Here is a 21,622-nt window from a genome sequence, read left to right as displayed (position 1 = left end):
GGATGTTTACATTCGCTTTGCTAATAATTCATAACCCTTTATTAGGAGAGTGCATTCAGTTACTCGGCGAACTTCTTCGCAGGACTCCTTAAACTACATAGCAGTTGGACTAATAACTGAGCAGGAAGTAACAGACAATCGTTTGGTAATTAGTCTTTCATACCGGTATGCTTGAAGAAAAAAGCAATTTGACTTAGGGTGCGCGTCAACAAATACTCGGTAATATATAGCCTTAATGAGTCACAATATAATGTCAGACATGATGAGTTCAGACCCTAAGGTCGCTAAATTTAATGGTTCCAACGTCGCTTTGATTACGCCGTTCCAAGATGGCAAAATTGACGTTGAGACACTTGTTAAGCTGGTGGAACATCAAATTTCTTCCGGCACGCATGGTTTAGTGCCTTGCGGTACCACTGGAGAGTCGCCAACTTTAAGTCATGAGGAACATCTGCAAGTTATTGAGATTGTGATTGAAACGGCTGCTGGGCGCGTGCCTATAATAGCTGGTACAGGCTCGAACTCGACTGCTGAGGCACTGGCTTTCACTTGCCATGCTGAAAAAGCTGGCGCTGATGCTGCACTGGTTGTCACACCTTATTATAATAAGCCGACACAGGCCGGACTAACTGCTCATTTCTCAGCAATAAATGATGCTGTCGACAGCCTTCCCATTTTTATCTACAATATTCCTGGTCGGTCGGTTATCGATATGAGTGTTGAGACCATGGCAAGCTTGTCAAAGTTACAAAATATTGCCGGTGTAAAAGATGCAACCGGTGACCTGAATAGGGTCAGCTTGCAAAGACAGGCTTGTGGTGAGGAATTTATCCAGCTTTCTGGGGAAGATGGCACGGCACTTGGGTTTAATGCTCACGGCGGTGTTGGGTGTATTTCTGTGACCGCCAATGTGGCCCCAGCCCTATGCGCTGAATTTCAGTCCGCGTGTCTTGCTGGTGATATGCCAAAAGCACTTGAGATTCAGGATCGTCTAATTCCTCTCCACCATGCGTTGTTTCTGGAGGCTAGCCCTGCGCCTGTAAAATTTGCAGCCGCAGAGCTCGGTTTATGTTCTGAGGAATTGCGTTTACCTCTTGTGCCTGTGACCGAGCCGACAAAAAAAGCGGTTCGGCAGGCTCTTATTCATGCTGGATTGGCATAACGGGGGCTGTGATGTCTGCAAAAAATGGCGGACGCAAGAAAAAGGCTGACGGCATTTCAGGTGTTATTTCTGAAAACAGGCGTGCGCGATATGATTATCAGATTGAGGATACATTTGAGGCAGGTCTTGTTCTACGAGGCACCGAGGTCAAAAGTCTGCGTCTAGGCAAAGCAAATCTTGCCCATGCCTATGTTCAACTCGATCAGGCCGAAGCGCATCTGATTAATGCTGACATACCTGAATATCACGCAGGTAATAGGTTTAATCATAAGGCTACTCAGCCTAGAAAACTTCTCTTGCATCGCCGCGAAATCAGCAAATTAGCGGCAGCTGTGCAACGTGCTGGTGCAACAGTTGTACCTTTAAAACTTTATTTCAATGATTATGGCATTGCCAAGCTTTTGATTGGATTGGGAACAGGGCGAAAAAAAGCCGATAAACGCGACAATGAAAAACGCCGAGACTGGCAACGCGATAAAGCAAGATTGATGCGCGAAAGAGGCTAATATTTCAAATGGTAGAATGAATATGAAAATTTGGGGTATTTCTAACGGGAGTAAAGGTAGTGACATTCAACTTGAGGCAATATCCAGAGCCTTAAGCCAAGACGTGTCTTATTTCCACGCCAATCTGTCTTTTCCATGGAGCGCTGTTGCGCCCTATAAAATAGCAGAATTAGGTTTTGTTGGAGATAAAAGATTTAAACCACCATTCCCGGATATGGTTATTGCGTGTGGTCGTCGTGCTGTTCCAGCTGCACGCTATCTAAAGCGTCGTTCTGCGGGGAAATGTTTTACGGTCTTTTTGCAAAACCCAATTATTAATCCAAAAGTGTTTGATTTTGTCTGGGCACCTGCACATGACGAAGTTACAGGCGATAATGTCATGACAACAATTTTGGGGCCGCATGGGTTAACTCATGAGAGTTTAAAAAGTGAAGTCGCAAGCTGGCAGAAGAGGCTTAGTCCTTCAATAGTTGATGGCAAAATAGTTGGAATTTTGATTGGTGGGCCAAACAAGTATTACGATTTTGATAAACTAGAAATGCAAAATTTAGCATCCAATCTTTTGATGTTGGCTCAACAGGGGCATCGATTAATTATCAGTTTGTCCAGCAGATCCCGCGAAGATTATGTGAATATTCTGAGAAAGACACTTGCTGACCATGATTACTATTTATGGCATGGCAAGGGAGACAACCCCTATAAAGCGATCTTAGGTATTGCTGACCATCTTATTGTTACAGGTGATAGTGTGAACATGATTGGCGAGGCGTGCTTCCCGGGTGTGCCGGTTCAGGTTTACTTTTTGCGCGGTCACTCGCGGCGCTTTAACCGTTTTTATGAGCATTTGCTGGCGCGGGATTATGTTAAGCCCTTTGAAGGAAAACTTGAAAGCTGGGATTATGAACCGCGTAATGCTACCGATGACATCGTGGCCAAAATTCTTGATGCTTATCATGAGCATCAGATCAAATAAGGTCTTCTTCGGTTAGTTCAGTTCTGCGCAGATTTTTTCGAACACATTCTCAAACATCTCAGGCGTTAGCCTGCGGGTATTCGTGTTATAACGTGAGCAGTGATAGCTATCGAATATGACGGGTGGGCGGGTCATGGTCTCATCAACCGGGATATCATGCCTATTTGCATGCCCGAAAGGGTAATCCTTTAAACGCAAACCTAATGCTGCAATGGTGCTGTCATGCGCGATTTTACCCAATGCTAGAATGACCTTTAAATGTGGCAGGGTATTTAGTCTGGCGGTAAGAAAAGGACGGCATGTTTTTATCTCTGCAGGTGTCGGTTTGTTTTGTGGTGGTACACAACGGACAGCGTTTGTAATCATCACTTTTTTGAGTCTCAGGCCATCATCCGTACGCCGATCATATTGACCTTTGGAAAGATTGAATTTCGCAAGAGTGGCGTAGAGTAAATCACCAGCCCAATCGCCGGTGAAAGGGCGCCCTGTGCGGTTGGCGCCGGTCACACCAGGGGCGAGGCCGACGATTAGAACTTCGGCATTCTCTTGCCCGAAAGAGGGAACAGCGCCATTAAACCAGTCGGGATGCTCTGTTCGATTAGCGTGTCGATAGTCCACAAGGCGAGGGCATAGCTGGCAATTTTTTTTTGCCTCTGCATTTGAGTCGGATGAATTATTCATAAAGCTTTTTAGCAGGCTGGTGGAGGTTTTGAAACAGCGCTCTACCGCTTTATGATTTGTCTTTGTGCTTGATAAGATGTAAGCGATATTTGTTTATCAGGCCATAAACGGTCAGCAAATTTGGAAAGTCAGATGATACTTGTGGGCATTGGTTCCAATCTATCAGGCAGGATGGGCACGCCGATTGAAACCGTTAAGGAAAGCCTGACTGTCTTGCAAGCAAATGGGATGAACATTCTTGCCTGTTCAGAATTTTATAATACACCTCCTGTCGGCCCGCCTGGCCAGGGTGATTATGTAAACTTAGTCGTGCGGGTTAGCAGTGTTCTGATGCCTCACGGTCTTTTGGATAGACTTCAGCTTATTGAAAGTCAATTCGGGCGACAAAGAAGTGTTAAGTGGGGCGCGCGTACGCTTGATCTAGATATGCTGGATTGGCACGGGCATCAAATGCAGGGTCGTTTAAATCTTCCTCATCCTGAGCTAACTAAGCGTGGGTTTGTGCTGAGGCCACTTATGGATGTTGCACCTGAATGGCGCGACCCTAAAACTGGCAAGTCAATTGGTGTTCTTTGGAATAGCCTTGGTATCACAGAACGGCTTAAAATAGTGAAGTTATAGGTGTTTTTTCTTGCGAAATGACCAAAATAGAAGTAACTACACTGCAATCGATTTGTTAATTATCAAAAATCATGTTTCATTAGTTGAAATCTGTTTTATATGATTAATCAATACAAGCTAATTATTTCAGGAGTTTAAGTATGGCACGTGTTACCGTTGAAGACTGTGTTGACAAAATTCCCAATCGTTTTGAATTGGTTCTGTTTTCTGCTCACCGCGCCCGGGGCATGTCTGCTGGCTCAGAAATTCTTGTAGAGCGTGATAATGATAAAAACCCAGTCGTCGCCCTTCGTGAAATAGCCGACGAAAAACTTGAACCAGATGATTTGCGCGAGCAATTGGTTTCATCCATGCAACGTCAGGTGGATGTTGATGAGCCGGAAGCTGACATGCAAGTTATGGCTCCTCAACTCGCTCCAGCTGAAACAGTTGAGACAGATGTTGAGGCGGGTGAAGAAGCCTTACAAGAGGTCTCTGCCCCTCCAATGGCTGAAGAAGACATTCTTGCTGCCCTCCAAGAAATGGAGCAAACGGCCTCTAAAGGATCCAGCAGTAGTTCCAATCATGACAAGGGTAACGATTACTGAGACTCCTAAACGCTATTTTAGGAGGGTGCCACAATGATGCGTCAATTTGAGCTTGTTGACAAAGTCTCAGGTTATCTCAGCAATCTTGATGAAACCCTTCTTAATCAGGCCTATGTGTTTACCGTTAAGAAACATGGTGACCAGAAGCGCGCGTCTGGTGATCCCTATTTTTCACACCCTGTCGAAGTGGCCGGTATATTAACAGAATTAAAGTTAGACGAGCCAACCATTGTCACGGGTCTCCTTCATGATACGCTTGAGGATACGGATGCAACTTATGAGGAGTTGCAAAAGCTTTTTGGTGAGGAAGTCGCGCAATTAGTTGATGGCGTTACCAAACTTTCTAAGCTTGAGCTTACTGCCGATCAAAATAAACAAGCAGAAAATTTCCGTAAATTATTGGTGTCGACTGCGAATGATATTCGTGTCCTGATTGTTAAGCTGGCTGACCGTCTGCACAATATGCGGACATTGCATTATATTCAGGACCCTTCGCGCAAACAGCGCATCGCGCAGGAGACATTAGAGATATACGCGCCGCTGGCAGGGCGAATGGGCATTCAATCCTTTCGTGAGGAACTGGAGGACCTCTCCTTTAAAATGTTAAAGCCGCAAGGCTATAACTTGATTTCCGAGAAACTGGCAGCGCTTAAAGCCGAGCGCAGCGACATGTTGGACAGTATCGCTTATGATTTAAAAAATCTGCTCACTGAGGAAGATGTTGACGCCGCTGTGGAAGGCCGTGAAAAGAGCCCATTTTCAATTTGGCGAAAAATGGAAAATAAATCTATCTCTCTTGAGCAACTCTCAGATATTTTTGGTTTCCGCGTTATTGTCGATACGGAGGCTGACTGTTACCGAGCACTCGGCGCCGTTCACAGGAAATGGCAATTTGTTCCGGGGCGCTTTAAAGATTATATTTCAGTGCCTAAGACAAATAATTATCGATCACTTCATACCACGATTATCGGCCCAAACCGGCAGCGCGTTGAAATTCAAATTCGTACGTCTGAAATGCACACAATTGCTCAAAATGGTGTCGCCGCCCACTGGCTTTACAAGGACAGCGATGACGATCGAAGAAAAGTTTTTGAAGATATCAAGCCGTTTAAATGGCTTCAGGAACTTGTCGACCAGCTGAAAATTGCTAACACCGCAGAGGAATTTCTCGAAGATACCAAAATGGAACTTTTCCATGATCAGGTTTTTTGTTTTACCCCTAAAGGGAGAATTATCGCCCTGCCGAAAGGCGCGACACCGCTTGACTTTGCTTATGCGGTTCACACCGAAGTTGGTAATAGCTGTGCGGGCGCACGAGTGAATGGGAATATCACGCCCATTAGAACTGTTCTGCGTAATGGTGATGAAGTTGAGATTATCCGTGCTGAAGGGCAATTGCCTTCGGCAAATTGGGAAAGCATTGTGGTGACTGGTAAAGCGCGTGCAGCTATTCGTCATCATCTACGCGAGAATGAGCATCTGGCACATATCAAGACTGGGCGGGAAATCATCGCGAGTGTGTTTCAGGCGGAAAAGAAAAGTAATGACGATAATCACCTTGAACGCGCACTAGTGCCGTTTGAATGTGAAACTCTGGATGATCTTTACGCTATGGTCGGCGCAGGGCAGGTGTCAGGTACCGAGGTTTTCAGGAAAGTATATCCTGACCAGAAATCACCTGGAATGCTTGTGACTGCGCTAAATGCCATTACGTCGAAAGTGGGCAGTGACGGCAATAAAAATGCCCCTGTTATTGGTGGTGACTCATTCTCAGCAATAAAATTTGCGCCTGAAACCTTCCCCCTGCCTGGTGATCGTATTGTCGGTATTATGACTCCCGGTGAAGGGGTGATGGTATATCCAATATCTTCACCCCTGCTCCAAGATTATGAGGCTGAACTGGATAGATGGTTGCCGTTGAAGTGGGATGATGAAGCCAGTCATGGTCGCATGTATGATACGCGCCTCTCGCTAACCGTAGCAAATAAGATTGGCGCACTTGCGATTATTTCCCGAACAATTGGTGAATTTGGTGCGAATATTTCTAACTTATCCATGAACCAACGTGATGAAGATTTCTGCTTGCTTGAAATGGATTTGGAGGTACGCGATTTAAATCATGTTAAAGAAATAATTTCTGCATTAAGGGGAAGCCGCCTCGTGAATCGCGTTAAAAGAGTTGTAGCTTAGTCAAGTAACCCCATTACACCGATGAGAGAGCGTTAAATGAAATCTGAAGCTGTATTAAAACTGTTTCGAGACTGGGGCGCGCTGCTTGATGGGCATTTCATTCTTTCTTCAGGCCTACATAGCCGGAATTATCTTCAATGTGCCCGCGTGTTAATGGACGCAAAGCGCGCAGCACGGCTATGCAAAGCACTGGCAGGTAAAGTTAAACAAGAAATTAATAAAGAGATTGATTATGTAGTTTCTCCCGCTATGGGTGGCGTGATTGTCGGCTATGAAATGGGACGGCAATTAGGTGTGCCAGCAATGTTCCTTGAGCGCGAAAATGGCAAATTCACTTTTCGTCGTGGTTTTGAGCTTGAGACAATTCAAGGGCGAAAGCCCAGAGTTTTGATGGTGGAAGACATCGTTACCACCGGGCTTTCATCTAAGGAGGCCATATCAGCGATTAGGGAGCATGGCGGTTCGGTTGTTGGTGCGACATGCCTTATCAACCGTTCAGGTGGTAAGGCAAAAATCGGCGTTAAACTCCTTTCACTTGCCGATTTGGAAATTGAAACTTTTCAGCCCAAAAACGTGCCTGCAGATTTAAAATCCGTAAAAGCCATTAAGCCCGGCAGTCGGTCATTGGGGAAATAATGTTCAAGAGACGGCGGCCGCTAGACAGTTTAAGTCAGTTTCGTGAGTGGATTTGGCCTCGGGCAGGGTGGTATCGAGCGTCACAATATGTTTTGCATAGATTGTTGCGTTTAAAAGGAGATGTTCACAGTATCGCTCTTGGGCTTGCTATTGGCGCGGGTGTATCGGCCTCTCCATTTATGGGAACTCATTTTGCGACGGCGGCATTACTCGCGTGGTTTTTCGGGGGTAATATTCTTGCTTCGGCTATCGGCACATGGGTTGGCAATCCGTTCACTTTTCCTTTTATCTGGTTATCTACATTTAATACGGGCAATTTTTTGCTGGGGCGGGGATTTGACGATAATGCGTTTCCGGAGATTTCGCTGGAGAATATATTTATGTCGCCGCTTGAGATATTCGGTCCAATTATTGTCCCAATGACTATTGGAGCCTTCCCTGTGGGTGTTTTAATCACTGTTTTGACCTATATACCCTCTAATATTTTGATAAATTTATACAAAACGAAAAAGGCAGAACGTGCAGTTAAGAAAAAAAACGTTAATTCCAGTCTCTGAAGTGATAAGAGACATGCTATGAGACTTTAGGGAGTCTGTTGTATTATGAAACGCCCTTGGAATTAAACCGAACCACGATGAATAGTCATGAGCAGTCAAATGACAGATAATGCGAAATTTAATGTAAGATTAGGCGTGAATATTGATCACGTTGCGACCATTCGCAATGCGCGTGGTGGTGAGCATCCTGATCCAGTAAGAGCTGCCGTGCTTGCTGCGGAAGCCGGAGCGGATGGTATCACTGCACATCTAAGAGAAGACAGGCGTCATATCTCTGATGCAGATATTGAACGGCTATCCACTGAAATTAATTTACCGCTTAATTTGGAAATGGCGGCTACGGAAGAAATGCTGAATATTGCCCTGCGTCACAAACCACATGCAGTTTGTATTGTGCCGGAAAAACGCCAGGAAGTGACCACTGAAGGTGGGCTGGATGTTGCGGCGGAGCATAAGGTGCTTGCGCCCATTGTAGACAAACTTGCAAATGCCGGGTGTCGCGTATCGTTATTCATTGACCCTGATCCTGTGCAGGTAGCGGTGTCAAAGGCATTGGGTGCAGCTGTTGTCGAGTTACACACAGGGTCTTATTGCGAAGCACATACTGCAGGTCATGAGACAAAAAAAGTATCTGAGCTTGAACGTTTGATCGCTTCAGCGGCTATGGCGCATCAGGCTGGTCTTGAAGTTCATGCCGGTCATGGTTTGTGTTTTGAAACGGTTCAGCCGGTAGCGGCAATCGAAGGTATGCGTGAATTAAATATCGGGCATTTCATGATTGGTGAGGCTATTTTTGAAGGGCTTGAAAATGTTATCCGTAAAATGCGTTGCTTGATTGATGCGGCGGATAGGTCGCCTCTAGTCTCTCCTGAACTCAAATCAGTGGAGTTGTAAGCATGATTTTGGGTATTGGTAGTGATTTGACAGATATTCGACGTATCACGCAATCCTTGGAAAAATACGAGGATCGCTTTGAGAACCGTGTTTTTGCAGAGATTGAACAAACCCGCGCGCGGGCGCAGCAATCGCCTGCGGCCGCTTATGCTAAAAGATTCGCTGCGAAGGAAGCTTGCGCCAAGGCTTTAGGTGTTGGGATACGGGGCTTGAGTGGTCTCAAAAACATGCAGAACGTCGAAAAAGAAGAAAATGCGTCTGCAGAGAATAACCCTCGGGCTGTAGGTTTTAAGGATATCCTTGTGGAGAATGAATTAAACGGGCGGCCAATATTGAAACTTTCAGGTGAAGCTGAAGCAAGACTTCATGAGATGACCCCGGCAGGCATGACACCAGAAGTTCATATCAGTCTATCTGATGAGGGTGATTATGCGATGGCGTTTGTTATTCTTTCTGCCGCACAGGCATCACATTAATTCGGGGTAAGATGAATATGTCTGAAGATAATCTAAACCCCGCCAAAGATAAGGAAGATTTTAAGCAAAATTTTTCTGACAATATCTGGATTGCGCTTCAGGCGCTGATTATCGCGATATTGTTCCGTTCGCTTTTGTTTCAACCTTTTAGCATCCCTTCCGGGTCAATGTTGCCGACACTGTTAATTGGTGATTACTTATTTGTTTCAAAATATAGCTATGGCTACTCAAAACATAGTTTGCCTTTTTCCCCGCCCCTTTTTTCTGATCGCATAATGGGTCAAGATGTAACGCGAGGTGATGTCATTGTTTTTAAACTACCGCGTGACAACCGTACCGATTATATCAAGCGCGTCGTTGGCCTGCCCGGGGATACAATACAAGTACAGAATGGACAGCTTTATCTCAATGGGAGTGCCGTTGCGCGCGAGAAGATTGAGGATTTTGTGTCCCCCCAAGCCGACGGGGAAGATCTGAAGATTACACAATATGTTGAAACCCTTCCCAATGGTGTTCGTTACCGGACGCTTGATTTGGTGGAAAATGGTCGCGGCGACAACACGGCAATTTTTAATGTTCCGCAAGGTTATTATTTTGTGATGGGTGATAATCGGGACAATTCTATGGATAGTCGCTTTTCGCGTGCCGTTGGATTTGTGCCGTATGAGAATATTGTTGGTCGTGCCGAGGTGAAATTTTTCTCAGTCAATCATCTAGGGGTTTTTTGGAGGGTCTGGGAATGGCCGGTCAATATTCGATGGGTCCGCATTTTTGAGGCCGTTGAGTGACACCTGAAAACGTCGGACATAATAAAGCCAAAGACGCGCTCATAAAAAAACTTGCGCATGATTTCCTTAATCCAACCTTGCTTGATGAAGCCCTGCACCATTCCAGCATGGCAGGTCGTAGTAATGAACGCCTTGAGTTTCTGGGTGATCGGGTGCTGGGGCTGGTGATCTCCGAAGCATTGATGACTAAATATCCTGAAGCGGATGAAGGCGAGCTTGCAAAAAGACTAGGGGTATTGGTTAGTCGTCATAGCTGTTCTCAAATTGCACAACAATATAATATGGCCGCGCCGCTTATCCGCGATGAACATAATGAGAATATTATGCTGAGCGATAATGTAATGGCGAATCTGTGTGAAGCCATTATTGCTGCGCTTTATCTGGATGGTGGATTAGAGGTTGCTTCCTCATTTATTCTTAAAGCGTGGACACCCATGCTAGATGATATGACGAATGTGCCGACAAATCCGAAGTCTGACTTGCAAGAATATGCCAGCCGTGAGGGTTTAGGTGCGCCAAGTTATAAGTTGATTGACAAGACAGGGCCTGACCATGCGCCGATTATTACGGTTGAGGTTAGCCTTGATAATGGCTTACGGCTATCGGCTAAGGCAGGATCCAAAAAGAAAGCTGAAATAGAAGCGGCGCGAAGTCTTCTAGAAAAATTATTGACGGGCATTGTGGAGACATCATGACAGAAAATCGCTTTGGGTTTATCGCCGTAATTGGCCCCCCCAATGCTGGCAAGTCGACACTGTCAAACGCGCTAGTCGGTCAGAAAGTTGCCATCGTTACCCATAAAGCCCAGACCACACGGGCGCGATTGCGTGCAGTTATGATGCATGAACAGTCTCAAGTGGTTCTGGTCGATACGCCTGGAATATTTTCAGGCGTAAAAAAACTTGATAAAGCCATGGTTCAAGAAGCATGGAGTGGCGCGGAAGAAGCGGATGCGGTTCTTGTCGTTCTTGATGCCAGTTGTGCTTTACCTGCTGAAACTGAGCTTGTTCTGGCGGGTGTCAAGAATACATCCAAACCGGTCATTTTAGTTTTGAACAAGGTTGATGCGGTGAAGCGTGAAAAGCTTTTGGAATTAACTCAACAGCTTAATGAGGCTGCAAACTTTGCTGATACATTCATGGTTTCTGCGCTGAAAGAGACAGGTCTTGAAGAGTTAAAGAGCTATCTCGCTCAGTTGGTGCCAGAAGGGCCTTGGCATTATTCTGAAGACATGGCTGCCGATGTACCGTCTTTATTCTTGGCAGCTGAAGTAACGCGAGAGAAATTATTTTTGCGACTCCATCAGGAACTTCCTTATGCGCTGACTGTAGAGACAGAGAGCTGGAAGCGGCAAAAAGACGGCAGTGTAAGGCTTGAGCAGGTGATTTTCGTCCGTCGCGACAGTCAGAAGGCGATTGTGCTGGGTAAGCGAGGTCAATCCATCCGTGAAATCGGGTCTCAGGCGCGACTTGAAATGGAAGATATATTTGGCCACAAGGTTCATCTGTTTCTGTTTGTGAAAGTGCGGGACAACTGGATAGATGATCCAGAGCGTTACAGGATGATGGGCATAGATTATGCAGGAGCCGTCAATGCAATGGAACGCTGAGGGAGTTGTTTTATCTTCGCGCCGACATGGCGAAACCTCGGTTATTATCGAGGTGTTTACAAGAGAATTTGGTCGCTGCGCGGGGCTTGTACGCGGTGGCACTGGGCGACGACTTTGTCCAGTTCTTCAACCCGGCAATAGTGTGCAGGCAGAATGGAAAGCTCGACTTTCTGAGCATTTGGGTGTTTTCACTGTTGAGGCAACGACAGCGCGTGTTGCTGGGGCAATGGCGCATCCCGAAACTCTTGCTGCTCTGACATCTGTTTGCGCTCTTTTGCGTTTTTTGCCGGAGCGTAACGGCTATCCCCGTTTATACGACACGACTTGCACTTTGCTGGATAATCTGGAGGATTTAGATGTCTGGCTGCCCTTGCTGGTAAGGTTTGAACTTGCCTTATTAGAGGAAACGGGCTTTGGGCTTGATTTGGAGAGTTGTGCAGCGAATGGATCAAACATTAATTTGACACATATTTCACCGCGTTCGGGGCGTGCTGTTTCGGCAGAAGCGGCGGAGCCTTATCTGGATAAGCTATTTCCCATGCCACAATTCTTCCGAGATTCCACTGCTGCTGTCAGCTTGGAAGATGTCAAAAATGGTCTGTCAATAACCGGTCATTTTTTAACCGTGCGGCTGTTGCATCAACTAGAAGAAAACATGCCTGAAAGTCGGGAACGATTGCTTCACATGTTGGATGATTTTACGGATTTCTAAGATAAGAGCCAGGCGAATCTTGCTATAGGAAAAGCATGACGAAACTTGATACGCCAGGCCAGGATCCGTTGCAATCTGTCAAACTGCAAGATGCTTTGGAAAGCCGCTATCTTGCCTATGCTCTTTCCACCATTACAAATCGCGCCTTACCGGATGCACGTGACGGTCTGAAACCTGTTCATAGGCGACTTTTATTTGCGATGCGCCAGCTTAAACTCGACCCTGCATCGGGTTTCAAAAAATGCGCGCGTGTGGTCGGCGATGTGATTGGTCGTTATCACCCGCATGGCGATCAGGCTGTTTATGATGCTCTGGTACGGCAGGCGCAGGACTTTGCAGTCCGCTATCCGCTGGTAGACGGGCAGGGTAATTTCGGTAACATCGACGGCGATAGTGCCGCCGCGATGCGGTATACTGAAGCGCGAATGACAGAAATTGCCGAGCTTCTCCTGCAAGATCTTAATAATGATACGGTTGATTTCCGCGACACTTATGATGGAGAGGAGGAGGAACCTATTGTACTCCCCGCTGCCTTCCCTAATTTGCTGGCAAATGGCTCATCAGGGATTGCGGTTGGCATGGCGACAAATATTCCACCGCATAATATTGGTGAATTATGTGATGCCGCATTACATTTAGTGAAAGCGAGAAATGCGCGTATTGATACCTTAATGGATTGTGTAAAAGGGCCGGATTTTCCAACCGGTGGGGTGATTGTTGAACCACCGGAAAATCTGAAAGAAATTTATGCCACGGGCCGTGGTTCGGTCAGACTGCAAGCGCGTTATCAAGTTGAAACTCTCGGCCGGGGTATGTGGCAGATTGTAGTCACAGAAATTCCCTATCAGGTACAAAAAGCCAGGCTGATAGAAAAAATTGCTGAGCAAATTCAAGATAGAAGTCTCACCTTGCTGGATGATATTCGTGACGAAAGTGCTGAAGATGTCCGGCTGGTACTCGTGCCGCGCTCTAAAAATATTAATCCTGATCAGCTTATGGGCGTGTTGTTCAAACAAAGTGATTTGGAAATTCGTTTTGCTATGAATTTGAATGTATTGAATGCCAAGGGTGTTCCTTGTGTCATGGGCTTACGCGATTTGCTACTTGAATGGCTTGATCACAGGAAAGAAGTTTTGGTGCGAAAAAGCCGTTTTCGCCTTGATAAAATCGAAGCACGGCTTGAAATTCTGGACGGTTATCTGATTGCCTATCTCAATCTTGATGAGGTCATCCGTATTATTCGCGAAGAAGATGAGCCGAAAACGCATCTGATGAAAACTTTTGACCTCTCAGATGTACAAGCTGAAGCGATTTTGAATATGCGACTGCGGGCGTTACGCAAACTTGAAGAGCAAACCATCCGCACCGAACACAAAGAATTGGTAGCCGAGCGCAAAGGGTTGAAGGCTTTATTGAAATCTGACGACATGCAGTGGAAGTCGATTGCGACAGACATTCGCGAATTGAAGAAAAAATATGGGCCAAAAACAGATTTAGGAAAGCGTAGAAGTACATTTGGCGAGGCGATGCCCGAGATGGATGTCTTGCCGGAAATCCTAGTCGAAAAAGAGCCGGTCACGATTATTCTGTCACAAAAAGGCTGGATCAGATCCATGAAGGGGCATGCCGAAAACGGTAAAGATATAAAATACAAAACCGGCGATCAGGGAAAGTTTGTCCTTCATGCGCAAACAACAGACAAGCTGGTATTATTCGCCACTAATGGTCGCGCCTATGTGCTTCAGGTCAGCAAATTGCCGGGTGGGCGCGGGAATGGCGAACCGTTAAGCCTGATGATTGATTTGGAAGCGGGCAATGAGGTTGTTGAGATATTTGTCTATGATGAAGCCCGTAAGCTTTTGGTGGCATCGCGCACAGGTAATGGGTTTGTTGTTGCTGAAAGTGAATTATACAGCACCCGTCGTGCTGGAAAGCAAATTTTAAATGTTAGCGTTGAGGATGAAGCAATCTGTTGTGTCCCAGCAACTGGCGACAGTATTGCGGTATTAGGAGAAAACAGAAAATTGCTCATTTTCCCGCTTGCTGACTTGCCAGAAATGGGGCGCGGCAAAGGCGTTAGATTGCAAAAATACAATGTAGGTGGTTTGGCAGATGTGCGCAGTTTTAAGGCTGATGAAGGACTGATTGTGTCAGACAGAGCCGGTCGTAGCCGCGTATTTGAAGATTTGGCAGATTGGCAAGGAACACGTGCGCAAGCTGGGCGCATCCGCCCTAAAGGGTTTCCTTCAGATGGACTGATGGGGCCTGCTTTCAAAAATAAACTTTAAAAATTAATATTTGTTAAATAGCTTGTCAGGCAGCCATGTCGAGATTTCTGGATACAGGACCAATACAAACAGCATCAAAATCTGAATAATCACAAACGGAATAACACCACGGTAAATCTGTGACGTTTTTAAGCTATCCGGTGCGACCCCGCGCAGATAAAACAAAGCAAAGCCGAAAGGCGGCGTCAGGAATGATGTCTGAAGGTTGATGGCCATCATTACGCCTAACCAAACAGGATCAAAACCCATCACCAGCAAAACTGGCGCCACAATTGGTACGACTACAAAAGTGATTTCGATGAAGTCGAGGAAAAAGCCAAGTAGAAACATAATGAGCATTACACTCGCCAAAACTGCCATTTCACCGCCCGGCAGATTGATGAGAAACTCATGCACCATCTCATCTCCTTCAAGACCGCGAAAAACGAGGCTAAACAAAGCTGCGCCGATTAGGATGACAAAAACCATCGACGTAACGCGTGTTGTCGTCTGCATGACTTCACTTAAAATGCCTTGTCGCCAGCAATGCTGAAGGCTTGTGCCAAGCCCAAGAATGATCACGCCGCAAAAGATAAAGGATACGCTTATTGCCAACATGTTTGTGAAGGTGATGACGTCGACGCCGGTTCGCAGGTCAAAATTTTGCGCCATCACGAACAAAGAAAAAATTGCCAAAGCCGCCAACCGTGCGCGTTTAGAACCCTTCATAATTTGTTCGCCTGCAAGCAAAATCGTGCCGATTGCGCCCACAGCAGCGGCTTCGGTTGGGGTGGCAACACCAACTAATATTGAGCCTAATACAGCGAAGATTAGCACTATTGGCGGCAGAAGAGATTTTATAATTTGTCCTAGGCTGACTGCTTCATCATCGTCCAACACAGCAGGGGAGCTTTCGGGTTTAAAAATAGCCCAGAAGATTTGATAGAGGATATAAAGACCGACCAGCATAAGACCTGGAATAAGCGCACCTGCAAAAAGCTCGCCCACGGAAACCGTTTCGGGGGCGAATATCCCCATTTCGACCTGCGCCTTTTGATAGGCATTGGCGACAACATCACCGAGCAGAATAAGAACAATGGAAGGGGGGATAATCTGACCAAGAGTGCCAGCGGCGCTTATCGTCCCGGCGGCAAGCTCGGGGTTATAACCACGCTTCAACATTGTTGGAAGAGATAACATGCCCATCGTGACGACAGTTGCCCCTACAATGCCGGTGGACGCAGCCAATAACGCCCCGACAATAACCACGGAAATACCTAAACCGCCGCGCATTGTGCCAAACAGACGGCCCATATTTTCTAATAGTTCCTCGGCGATTTTAGAGCGTTCAAGCATTGTGCCCATGAATATAAAAAGCGGCACGGCGACCAGAACTTCATTCGTCATGACGCCAAAAATGCGCTGAGGTAATGCAATTAAAAAGGCAAAGTCAAAATGACCAGTAAACAGACCCAATAAACCAAAAAGAAAGGAAACCCCACCCAGCGTAAAGGCAACCGGATAGCCGGTGAGCAGCATTAGGCAAGAAGCCGCGAACATGCTGAGAGCCATCACTTCCATTCGGGGGCCTCCTTATTTTCAGAAATATTGTTTAAAAAAACTAAGGCTTTAATGGATTGGGATATGCCTTGTAGACCAAGTAAGAAAGCAAAAAGAGGAATAAAGCTTTTCAGTAAATAGACTCCTTGCAGGCCACCTGGTTCGCGGGAGCCTTCCATAATTTGCCAAGATTGCCCGACATAATTCCAGGAGGTGTAAAGTATTAGCCCACAAAAGGGCAGGAGAAATAAAAGACACCCAATAAATTCAATCATCGCCTGTTTGCGGGGGCTGAGGTTGTTATAGATAATGTCCACACGCACATGGTCGTCTGCGAGCAATGTCCCCCCTGCAGCGACCAAGAATAGTATGCCGTGCATATAAAGGATGATTTCCTGAAATTGAATGGAGCCTGTGCCAAAAACGTAGCGCATGACGACGACAAAAAACTGTACAAGCACCATGAACAAACATAACCATGATACGATAGATAAAATTTGCCTATTTAACCCATCAATAAAACCAGATAAACGGCGCAAGAAACCCATGCTTATCCGTCTCTTCGCATCTGCATATAGCCTTCATCGGCATGCAATGACCACTTGTTGAACAATGCGCTGTGCTCCTGCACGCTTTTGTAAATGCGTCCGGCGAGTGCGCTCGTTTGTGACAATTCGTTTAAGACCTCGACAGATATTTTTTTGACAGCTTCCATAATTTCTGGAGAAAAGTTATTTACCTCTACCCCGTGTTTTTTTATGAGTGTCTCAAATGCCACTGCATTATTATAGAAATATTGGGTTCTCACGCGCTGGGTTTCAGCCTGACAGGCAACGCGAATATGCTCCTGATGAGTAGGTTTTAAACTTTCCCATACATCAAGATTAATGCCGAGGGTGAGTGCTGCATTTGGTTCATGAAAGCCGGGGGCGTAAAAATATTTTGCAATTTGGTAAAAGCCGAATGCCTGATCATTCCAAGGGCCAATCCATTCTGTGGCGTCAATCGCACCTGATTGCAGACTTTGGAAAATTTCTCCACCTGACAGAACGACAGGTAAGGCGCCTAGCCGCCTGATAACTTCACCACCAAGGCCTGGCATACGCATGCGCAGACCTTTTAGGTCATCAAGCGTTTCAATTTTTTTAGTAAACCACCCCCCCGATTGTGTGCCGGTATCGCCGCATATAAAAGGCTTAACTTTAAACTTTGTTGCGAGTTCATCCCAAAAAGCTTGACCGCCACCAAAGTCTATCCATGAGTAAAATTCAGTCGCTGTCATGCCCATAGGCCATGTTGTGAAGAAATTATAAGCAGGGTCTTTGCCTTGCCAGTAATAGTCAGCCCCGTGATATAAATCAGCTGATCCGGTAGAGACAGCATCTAGCGCTTCAAAAGCACCAACAATTTCACCGGCCGCGAAAACCTTAATTTTAAGTTCTCCTTCGGACATAATCTCGACACGCTTGGCGATACTTTCTGCCGCTGTGCCGACACCAGGAAAGTTTTTAGGCCAAGTGGTCACCATTTTGAGGCGACGTTTGCCCTGAGCATAAGCAGGGGCAACACCAGAGGACGCAACAAGACCAGCTGAACCTGCACCAACAAGCAATTTACGACGATTGACTTTTTCACTCATAATTTTCTCCTTGACGGATTAGTAAGGGTTTTAATCACCCAGCTTAAAAAGTTGAACCGATAAAAGGTTGCCAGCCATCTTTTGTCAACTGCTCAAGAGGTTGGAAGCGTTCTTTATATAACATTTTTCGGCACCCGGAAATCCAGTAACCCAGATAGAGATAATCAAGTCCCGCCTCTTTGGTACGTTGGATTTGGTCCAAAATCATGAACGTGCCGAGGCTGCGGTTTTTTTGGTCAGGTTCATAAAATGAATAGACCATGGAATAGCCGTCCGAAAGCCGATCCATAAGCACACAAGCAATCAGTTTTTCATCTTCTTGATATTCAACAACATGGCTGTCTACTGGGGTTTCTTCAATCATGGATATAAATTCAAGGCTATTCATGTTTGCCATTCCACCATCATTGTGACGCTCATCCAGATATTTCCGGAGTAGATCGAATTGTGTCCGTCGAGATTCTGGCGCATGACGTGCGGCACTTAAATCCGAATTAATCTTTAAAACCCGTTTGAATGATTTGGAGAGGTTAAAATCATTAACAGCGACCCGCACAGAAATACAGGCGTTACAATCCTCACAAGCTGGACGATAGGCAATGTTCTGACTTCGTCTAAAACCTGCATGCGTGAGGGCATCATTTAAATCCTCGGCTGCCAGACCGGAAAGATATGTGAACATCTTTCTTTCCAGCTTGCCGGGCAAATAAGGGCATGGCGAAGGTGCAGTCAGATAGAAGGTAGGTAACCTTGGCCCGCTTAAATCATTCATGTCAAAACATTCACGTCTATAGAGTTACACATTATGGTTATTCACTGTTGATCAATTATTAATATAAACCAAAATACCATGGTGCAAACAGCGAGTAGGTAATCCAGATTATGAAAATTAACGGAATACCGGCGCGCATAAAATCTTTGAACTGATAGCCCCCTGGCGTCATAACCAGCAAATTCGTCTGATATGATATTGGTGTGGCAAAGGAACAATTCGCAGCGAAAATAACGGCAAATATAAATGGTTCAGGCGCCATAGATAGACTTGATGCCAGCCCCAAAGCTATGGGTGCAAATAAAACTGCTGTGGCATTATTGCTTAAGATATTTGTTGTGATGGCGCAGAGCAGGAAAAATGCTGAAATCATGACAGCAGGCTGGGCCCCGTCAAACACCTCAATGAAATTACTGGAAAGAAACGCGACACCACCAGTAGTTTCCATAGCACGAGACATGGCTAACGAAGCGCCGATGATTAAAAAAATTCTAAGATCAATACTACGAGAGGCTTGTCTAATATTCAGTGCGCCGCCAAGAATCATACAAATAGAGCCGAAAATAGCAGCAACAACAATTGGTAGAATATTCAGCGCAGCAAGCAACACGGTAAGACCAAATATCGTTAGAGAGCGTTTTGCGTAAGCAAAATTGGGTAGGTTAGAAGCTGACCATTCGAGGAGTAAAACATCACGATTGGAGCGCAGACCTTGAATTTGCTTTGATGAGCCTAAAACAAGAAGAACGTCACCGGCTTCAAGACGGATGTCCCTGAGGTTTTGCCTCAACATCCGACTGCGCCGTTGAATACCAAGCACCTTACATCCAGTTTCAAAATGAAATCCTGTCTGGTAAATACTTCGTCCATTCATCCGCGAACCTGGTGCGACAACAACTTCTGCCAATGTCGGTTGGTTGATGTTGCCAGGCTTCACGCCCTCAGCATGTTCTTCTGCTAAAGAGGAGAGCGGGTGTCCCTGGTCGGAAAGCGCATCTGTCAATTCGGGTCTTGTGGCGGCCATGACGAGGGTATCGCCGACATTGAGCGTAAAGTCTTCAAAGGGGGGGAGGAACGTTTCGCCATATCTCTCTACCATGCGTAATGTGAGGCCCGTGAGTTCAGGGAAAAAGCCTGCCACCGGCTGGGCGCCAACCAGCTTGTCCCCTGCCTTCAACCGCATTTCCAATATGTATTGTTTGCCAGAGGTTTGCTCTTCTCTTTCCTCGTCATTATTACCAGCAACGGATTTGAGCAGATAAGGCATGACAAAAATGACGTAAAGTGCACCGACTCCTGCCAGCACAGCCCCGGGCACTGTGATAGAGAAAAAGTCGATATGGAGGACGCCGGTATCCTCTATGACACCTGCCACCAACAGGTTGGTTGATGACCCGATGAGCGTTGTCATACCACCTAAAATACAGATGAAACTCAGAGACATCATAAGCCGAGGTGCTGTGATACCTGCTTTGGTTGCAATCGTTGCCAATATTGGAATAGTCATGAGAACAACAGGTGTGTTGTTCAAAAATGCACTGGTTATCATAGCCAGTATCAGAATTAACCCTACCGCAAGAAGAGGAGATTTATTTGCGAGATTGCTTAATTTCTCTGTAATTCCCTCTAGCGCACCTGACTGGAATAACCCTTGTCCCATGACGAGAAGTGCCATTACTGAAATAAGTGCAGGATTTCCGAAACCCGCAAGTAATTCTGTCGGCGTGAGTAAAATATTTGCTTCCGGCCCGCCAAGTAATTGCCATAAATGCGGCAGTTGAAAAATAACCAGCAGAACAATCAATATAAGCAAAGAAGTTATTTCGAGAGAAATCCGTTCCATGGCATAGGAAATCATGGCAAATATAATGACACCAAAGGTCAACCACATATATATGCCGGTTTCTGCTGCATCATGCACTGAGGCAATTTCTGACATTTATTATTTCTCTCTCGATATTTGCCCACTAGCGAATTGAAATCTCGTCAATTTTCCCATACAGCTATCTTATTTAAGGGAGTGCGCCATGAAAACAGCTTTTATTGGACTTGGTGTTATGGGTGGACCCATGGCAAGCCACTTATCAAAGGCCGGCTATGAGGTCAATGTTTACAATCGTACGCTTAAGAAGGCCGAGCAGCATGTCGCCAACAATGGTGGAACTGTTTGTGAGACGCCTGCCATTGCTGCGTCTGAAGCAGATATTGTATTTGCCTGTGTAGGTAATGATGAAGATGTACAGGCGGTTACTATAGGTGATGAGGGTGCATTCTCGACCATGAAAGCTGGGTCTATATTTGTCGATCACACCACAACCTCTGCGGAACTTGCGGTCCAATGTGCGACCAAGGCGGAAACCAAAGATATTTATTTTTTGGATGCGCCGGTCTCTGGTGGAGAAGCAGGCGCCATTAATGGCGTTCTCACAATCATGATTGGTGGTGCGTTAGAAGCCTATAACACAATCGCCCCTGTGATTGATTGCTATGCGAAAATGCACAAATTGATGGGACCCAGCGGTGCGGGGCAGAAGACTAAAATGGTCAATCAGATTGCTATTGCAGGTCTTGTTCAAGGTTTATCTGAAGCTATCAATTTTGCTCAGCATGCCGGATTAAATGCTGAAGACGTCATTGAGGTTATCTCAAAAGGGGCAGCGCAATCCTGGCAAATGGAGAATAGATACAAGACCATGATTGCAGGGGAGTTTGATTTTGGATTTGCTGTTAATTGGATGCGAAAAGACCTCACTATCTGTTTTGAGGAGGCAGACAGAAATGGTGCGGCATTGCCAGTTACGCGTCTTGTGGACGGATTTTATAAAGAAGTTCAAGCTCTTGGCGGTGAACGCTGGGATACGTCAAGTTTAATTGAAGTCGTCAGAACAAATTCCAAAAAATAAAATCATTACCAAAAATTTAAGTCATATAAATTTGTTGATATTAGCTCTATTTCAATTTATTTGATCGTCATGTGATTCCAGTTACTTCT

Annotated in this window: 22 protein-coding genes; 16 read left to right on the top strand and 6 right to left on the bottom strand. The window is 45.8% G+C overall.

Translation table 11 applies throughout. The annotated features are described in order from the left end of the window. Positions 1-250 precede the first annotated feature (250 nt). Genes dapA through RS24_RS04285 form a run of 3 tightly spaced genes read left to right on the top strand, consistent with a single transcriptional unit; the run spans position 251 to position 2,641 of the window. On the top strand, positions 251-1,162 hold the full coding sequence (dapA, locus tag RS24_RS04295; protein WP_021776967.1) for a 4-hydroxy-tetrahydrodipicolinate synthase: 912 nt from the start codon (positions 251-253) through the stop codon (positions 1,160-1,162). Positions 1,163-1,173: 11 nt separating this feature from the next. Continuing rightward, positions 1,174-1,668, top strand: coding sequence for an SsrA-binding protein SmpB (smpB, locus tag RS24_RS04290; RefSeq protein WP_021776966.1), 495 nt, complete (start codon positions 1,174-1,176; stop codon positions 1,666-1,668). A gap of 16 nt (positions 1,669-1,684) precedes the next feature. Next, a complete protein-coding gene (locus tag RS24_RS04285) occupies positions 1,685-2,641 on the top strand; it encodes a mitochondrial fission ELM1 family protein (RefSeq protein WP_021776965.1) in 957 nt (318 codons plus the stop codon). A 12-nt stretch (positions 2,642-2,653) separates the two neighbouring features. Here RS24_RS04285 and RS24_RS04280 read toward each other — a convergent pair whose 3' ends face one another. Continuing rightward, positions 2,654-3,322: a uracil-DNA glycosylase gene (locus RS24_RS04280; protein WP_021776964.1), complete on the bottom strand. Its 669-nt coding sequence runs from the start codon at positions 3,320-3,322 to the stop codon at positions 2,654-2,656. Between the two features lie 132 nt (positions 3,323-3,454). Between RS24_RS04280 and folK the strand changes: the two genes are divergently transcribed. The 12 genes from folK (at position 3,455) to parC (ending at position 14,680) form a co-directional block, all read left to right on the top strand. Continuing rightward, positions 3,455-3,943, top strand: coding sequence for a 2-amino-4-hydroxy-6-hydroxymethyldihydropteridine diphosphokinase (gene folK, locus RS24_RS04275; RefSeq protein ID WP_021776963.1), 489 nt, complete (start codon positions 3,455-3,457; stop codon positions 3,941-3,943). 140 nt (positions 3,944-4,083) lie between these two features. After that, positions 4,084-4,530, top strand: a complete 447-nt coding sequence (gene rpoZ / locus RS24_RS04270; RefSeq protein ID WP_021776962.1) for a DNA-directed RNA polymerase subunit omega — start codon at positions 4,084-4,086, stop codon at positions 4,528-4,530. 33 nt (positions 4,531-4,563) lie between these two features. Beyond that, on the top strand, positions 4,564-6,720 hold the full coding sequence (locus tag RS24_RS04265) for a RelA/SpoT family protein (RefSeq protein WP_021776961.1): 2,157 nt from the start codon (positions 4,564-4,566) through the stop codon (positions 6,718-6,720). Between the two features lie 36 nt (positions 6,721-6,756). Then, positions 6,757-7,356, top strand: coding sequence for an orotate phosphoribosyltransferase (gene pyrE / locus RS24_RS04260; RefSeq protein WP_021776960.1), 600 nt, complete (start codon positions 6,757-6,759; stop codon positions 7,354-7,356). Then, positions 7,356-7,913, top strand: a complete 558-nt coding sequence (locus tag RS24_RS04255; protein ID WP_021776959.1) for a DUF2062 domain-containing protein — start codon at positions 7,356-7,358, stop codon at positions 7,911-7,913. Before pyrE ends, RS24_RS04255 begins: the two co-directional genes overlap by 1 nt. 87 nt (positions 7,914-8,000) lie before the next feature. Next, positions 8,001-8,807: a pyridoxine 5'-phosphate synthase gene (locus RS24_RS04250; RefSeq protein WP_108912108.1), complete on the top strand. Its 807-nt coding sequence runs from the start codon at positions 8,001-8,003 to the stop codon at positions 8,805-8,807. A gap of 2 nt (positions 8,808-8,809) precedes the next feature. Next, positions 8,810-9,283 carry a holo-ACP synthase gene (gene acpS, locus RS24_RS04245; protein WP_021776957.1) on the top strand — a complete coding sequence of 158 codons (474 nt, stop codon included), beginning with the start codon at positions 8,810-8,812 and terminating at the stop codon, positions 9,281-9,283. A 17-nt stretch (positions 9,284-9,300) separates the two neighbouring features. Then, the gene (gene lepB / locus RS24_RS04240; protein WP_038300734.1) at positions 9,301-10,071 is read left to right on the top strand and encodes a signal peptidase I; all 771 of its coding nucleotides are present in this window, start codon (positions 9,301-9,303) and stop codon (positions 10,069-10,071) included. Then, positions 10,068-10,766, top strand: a complete 699-nt coding sequence (gene rnc / locus RS24_RS04235; RefSeq protein WP_021776955.1) for a ribonuclease III — start codon at positions 10,068-10,070, stop codon at positions 10,764-10,766. Before lepB ends, rnc begins: the two co-directional genes overlap by 4 nt. Then, on the top strand, positions 10,763-11,680 hold the full coding sequence (gene era, locus RS24_RS04230; RefSeq protein ID WP_021776954.1) for a GTPase Era: 918 nt from the start codon (positions 10,763-10,765) through the stop codon (positions 11,678-11,680). The genes rnc and era overlap by 4 nt, the downstream gene beginning before the upstream one ends. Next, entirely contained in the window at positions 11,664-12,392 is a 729-nt protein-coding gene (recO, locus tag RS24_RS04225) for a DNA repair protein RecO (protein ID WP_021776953.1), read from the top strand. The genes era and recO overlap by 17 nt, the downstream gene beginning before the upstream one ends. Before the next feature lie 35 nt (positions 12,393-12,427). Beyond that, a complete protein-coding gene (parC, locus tag RS24_RS04220) occupies positions 12,428-14,680 on the top strand; it encodes a DNA topoisomerase IV subunit A (RefSeq protein WP_021776952.1) in 2,253 nt (750 codons plus the stop codon). A gap of 3 nt (positions 14,681-14,683) precedes the next feature. Here the strand turns inward: parC and RS24_RS04215 are convergent, their stop codons facing one another. The 5 genes from RS24_RS04215 to RS24_RS04195 are packed head-to-tail and all read right to left on the bottom strand — an operon-like array spanning position 14,684 to position 20,569. After that, positions 14,684-16,240 (bottom strand): TRAP transporter large permease, encoded by a 1,557-nt coding sequence (locus RS24_RS04215; RefSeq protein ID WP_021776951.1) that lies wholly within the window; start codon positions 16,238-16,240, stop codon positions 14,684-14,686. After that, complete coding sequence (locus RS24_RS04210; protein ID WP_021776950.1) at positions 16,231-16,767, bottom strand: TRAP transporter small permease subunit; 537 nt, start codon at positions 16,765-16,767, stop codon at positions 16,231-16,233. Before RS24_RS04210 ends, RS24_RS04215 begins: the two co-directional genes overlap by 10 nt. 2 nt (positions 16,768-16,769) lie before the next feature. Continuing rightward, the gene (locus RS24_RS04205; protein ID WP_021776949.1) at positions 16,770-17,858 is read right to left on the bottom strand and encodes a TRAP transporter substrate-binding protein; all 1,089 of its coding nucleotides are present in this window, start codon (positions 17,856-17,858) and stop codon (positions 16,770-16,772) included. Between the two features lie 43 nt (positions 17,859-17,901). After that, entirely contained in the window at positions 17,902-18,630 is a 729-nt protein-coding gene (locus RS24_RS04200) for an arginyltransferase (RefSeq protein ID WP_038300689.1), read from the bottom strand. A 58-nt stretch (positions 18,631-18,688) separates the two neighbouring features. Continuing rightward, positions 18,689-20,569: an SLC13 family permease gene (locus RS24_RS04195; protein WP_021776947.1), complete on the bottom strand. Its 1,881-nt coding sequence runs from the start codon at positions 20,567-20,569 to the stop codon at positions 18,689-18,691. A gap of 88 nt (positions 20,570-20,657) precedes the next feature. On the opposite strand from RS24_RS04195, the gene RS24_RS04190 reads away from it, so the two are divergent. Beyond that, a complete protein-coding gene (locus tag RS24_RS04190) occupies positions 20,658-21,533 on the top strand; it encodes an NAD(P)-dependent oxidoreductase (RefSeq protein WP_021776946.1) in 876 nt (291 codons plus the stop codon). Positions 21,534-21,622: the final 89 nt, after the last annotated feature.

Origin of the sequence: Candidatus Micropelagos thuwalensis, assembly GCF_000469155.1 — a bacterium.
Taxonomy (GTDB): Bacteria; Pseudomonadota; Alphaproteobacteria; order RS24; family RS24; genus Micropelagius; species Micropelagius thuwalensis.
This window is presented reverse-complemented; position numbering and strand designations above follow the sequence as displayed.